This is a genomic window from Halomonas sp. (assembly GCF_041689495.1).
GTDB lineage: Bacteria > Pseudomonadota > Gammaproteobacteria > Pseudomonadales > Halomonadaceae > Halomonas.
The window spans coordinates 1-2,476 of record NZ_JBDNGD010000155.1 but is presented as its reverse complement, the minus strand read 5'-3'; the positions used below and the strand labels follow the sequence as shown (position 1 = coordinate 2,476).

3 protein-coding genes and 1 pseudogene are annotated in these 2,476 nt (G+C 61.1%); 3 read left to right on the top strand and 1 reads right to left on the bottom strand.

The window, feature by feature from the left end; translation table 11 throughout:
* Positions 1–229, top strand: a 229-nt coding sequence (locus ACESMD_RS05255) for a YfhL family 4Fe-4S dicluster ferredoxin (protein WP_372611008.1), incomplete at its 5' end; no start/stop codon positions are given.
* A gap of 21 nt (positions 230–250) precedes the next feature.
* Here ACESMD_RS05255 and ACESMD_RS05250 read toward each other — a convergent pair.
* On the bottom strand, positions 251–574 hold the full coding sequence (locus ACESMD_RS05250; RefSeq protein ID WP_372611006.1) for a hypothetical protein: 324 nt from the start codon (positions 572–574) through the stop codon (positions 251–253).
* A gap of 266 nt (positions 575–840) precedes the next feature.
* On the opposite strand from ACESMD_RS05250, the pseudogene ACESMD_RS05245 reads away from it, so the two are divergent.
* A pseudogene (locus ACESMD_RS05245) lies at positions 841–1,013 on the top strand (MATE family efflux transporter); the annotation flags it as partial.
* Positions 1,014–1,139: 126 nt separating this feature from the next.
* On the top strand, positions 1,140–2,450 hold the full coding sequence (locus tag ACESMD_RS05240) for a short-chain fatty acid transporter (protein ID WP_372611004.1): 1,311 nt from the start codon (positions 1,140–1,142) through the stop codon (positions 2,448–2,450).
* Positions 2,451–2,476: the final 26 nt, after the last annotated feature.

Below are 2,476 nucleotides of genomic sequence, written 5' to 3'. Positions count from 1 at the left end.
CGAGTGCATCAACTGCGATGTCTGCGAGCCGGAATGCCCCAATGGGGCCATCTCCGCGGGCGAAGAGATCTATGTGATCGACCCCGAGCTCTGCACCGAGTGTGTCGGCCACTACGATGAGCCCCAGTGCCAGCAGGTCTGCCCGGTGGACTGCATTCCGCTCGACCCCGACCGCAAGGAAGGCCGCGACGAGCTGATGGAGAAATACCAGCGCATCACCGTCGCCTGAGAGCCGACTTCCCCTGGACGCCTAGAATTCATCCGCCCGACGACTGACCTTGCACCCCAGGCAACGCCGGAAAGCCGCCTCCGTCGGGGTCTTGATCAGCGTCTCGGCGGCACTGTCCACATTCCCCCCAAGGGCCGTGAAAGGCAGGGAAACCAGAAACACCGCTGTCCCCCCCAGGGTTGCCACCACCAGCAATGGCCTGGCGATCAGGGCATCCGCCACCATGGCTCCGCCACTGGGGCTCGCCTCGAGACGCTGATTGCTCTGTGCCATGGCCGGCGTGCTTCCCAACAGCACCACCAGCGCCAGCACGGTGAAGATCCCGCCCAAGCCGACTCGTTTCATTTCCCCGCTCCCTACCATGATGCTGATGACGTTGACGTTCAATCTGACAACGAAGAATCTCTGGCCATTTCTGGCCTGCAAGATGCCAGGCTTCGTGACCACCCGATAACAAAGATAGCTGTCTTTGGATGGCAACCCAAGTCGCCGCGCAGTTGCGTTGCTATGCCCGGGTCGGCATCCTGCGGAATCTTGATGCTTGTGGAACTTGTCGTGCCTCTATCCCCGACTGCCAGGCCGGACGCCTCTCCTTCTCGCATCTGGACACTGGCCTGGCCGTCTATCTACCGCTGTGGTGGCTGACACAGGGACTCGGCAACCATGGCCTCTGGTTGGCGTTCCTGGCTTCGTCCTGGTGAGATCGGCAGTGCTGACAGCCTATTACCTGCACTACCGACGTACTCGATGGGGCCAAGGGGCTGGCCCCGACACCTTTCCTTGATGACCGAAGGCATTGACATGCCCCTCGGGTGACGGCACCGTTGACCGGCCTACTGGCGCAACGTTCTGAGATTGCGCTATTCTTCTCTTCAGGCGACTCCGACAACCCAGAAGAAGAGACATCACCATGCTCAAGTTCCTGTCGAGACCCGCGGTCAAGCTGGTCGATCGATACCTTCCGGATCCCTACATCTTCGTGCTGCTGCTGACCATCATCGCCGCCGCCGCCGCCATCGCCGTGGAGCGCCAGTCGCCCTTGGCGGTCATGCGCTTCTGGGGGGATGGTTTCTGGACCCTGCTGACCTTCTCGATGCAGATGCTCCTGGTGCTGGTCACCGGCTTCATGCTGGCAAGCTCTCCTCCCGTCAAGCGGCTGCTCCAGAAGCTCGCCGGCCTGGCAAGCAACGCCGGCGCTGCGATCATCCTGGTGACGCTGGTCTCATTGGCTGCCAGCTGGATCAACTGGGGTTTCGGTCTGGTGGTGGGTGCCTTGTTCGCCAAGGAACTTGCCAAGCTGGTGAGAGTCGATTATCGCCTTCTGGTGGCCAGCGCCTATTCCGGCTTCGTGGTCTGGCATGGCGGTCTGGCTGGTTCTATTCCTCTGACCATCGCCACCGATGGCCACTTCACCGCCGACCAGATCGGCGTCATCGGCACCGGTTCGACCATCTTTGCCTTCTTCAACCTAGCCATCGTGGTGTGCCTGTTCATTTCCATCCCGCTGGTCAATCGAATGATGCTTCCCGATGAAAAGGAAAGCGTCTATATCGACCCCAAGCTGCTGGAGGACGATCAGGAAACTCGCGTTCGTATCACGCGTCCCGCGGAACGGCTGGAAAACAGCGTCACCCTGGCCTGGCTGGTGGGGGTTCCCGGCCTGCTCTACCTGCTCGACCATTTCCTGTTGCGTGACGGTGGCTTGAACCTGAACATCGTCAATTTCTTGTTCCTTGCCCTGGCCATCGTGCTGCATCGCACCCCGCAGAACCTGCTGAACAGCCTCAACGAGGCGATCAAGGGCGGTGCCGGCATCGTCATCCAATTCCCCTTCTATGCCGGCATCATGGCGATCATGGTGCAGTCGGGCCTGGCCGAGACCATGTCCGAGGGCCTGATCTCGTTTGCCACCGAGGCCTCATTGCCGTTCTGGTCCTTCATCAGTGCCGGTATCATCAACATCTTCGTCCCCTCCGGCGGCGGTCAGTGGGCGGTACAGGCACCCGTCATGCTTCCCGCTGCCGAAGCCCTGGGAGTGGATATTCCCCGGGTGGCCATGGCCGTGGCCTGGGGCGATGCCTGGACCAATCTGCTGCAGCCCTTCTGGGCCTTGCCCGTGCTGGGGATCGCCGGTCTGAAAGCCAAGGACATCATGGGCTTCTGCCTGGTTCAGCTGCTGATCACCGGCGTCATCATCGCCGTAGGTCTGACCTGGTTCTGATCCTGCTCGATCGATCCGCATCACAT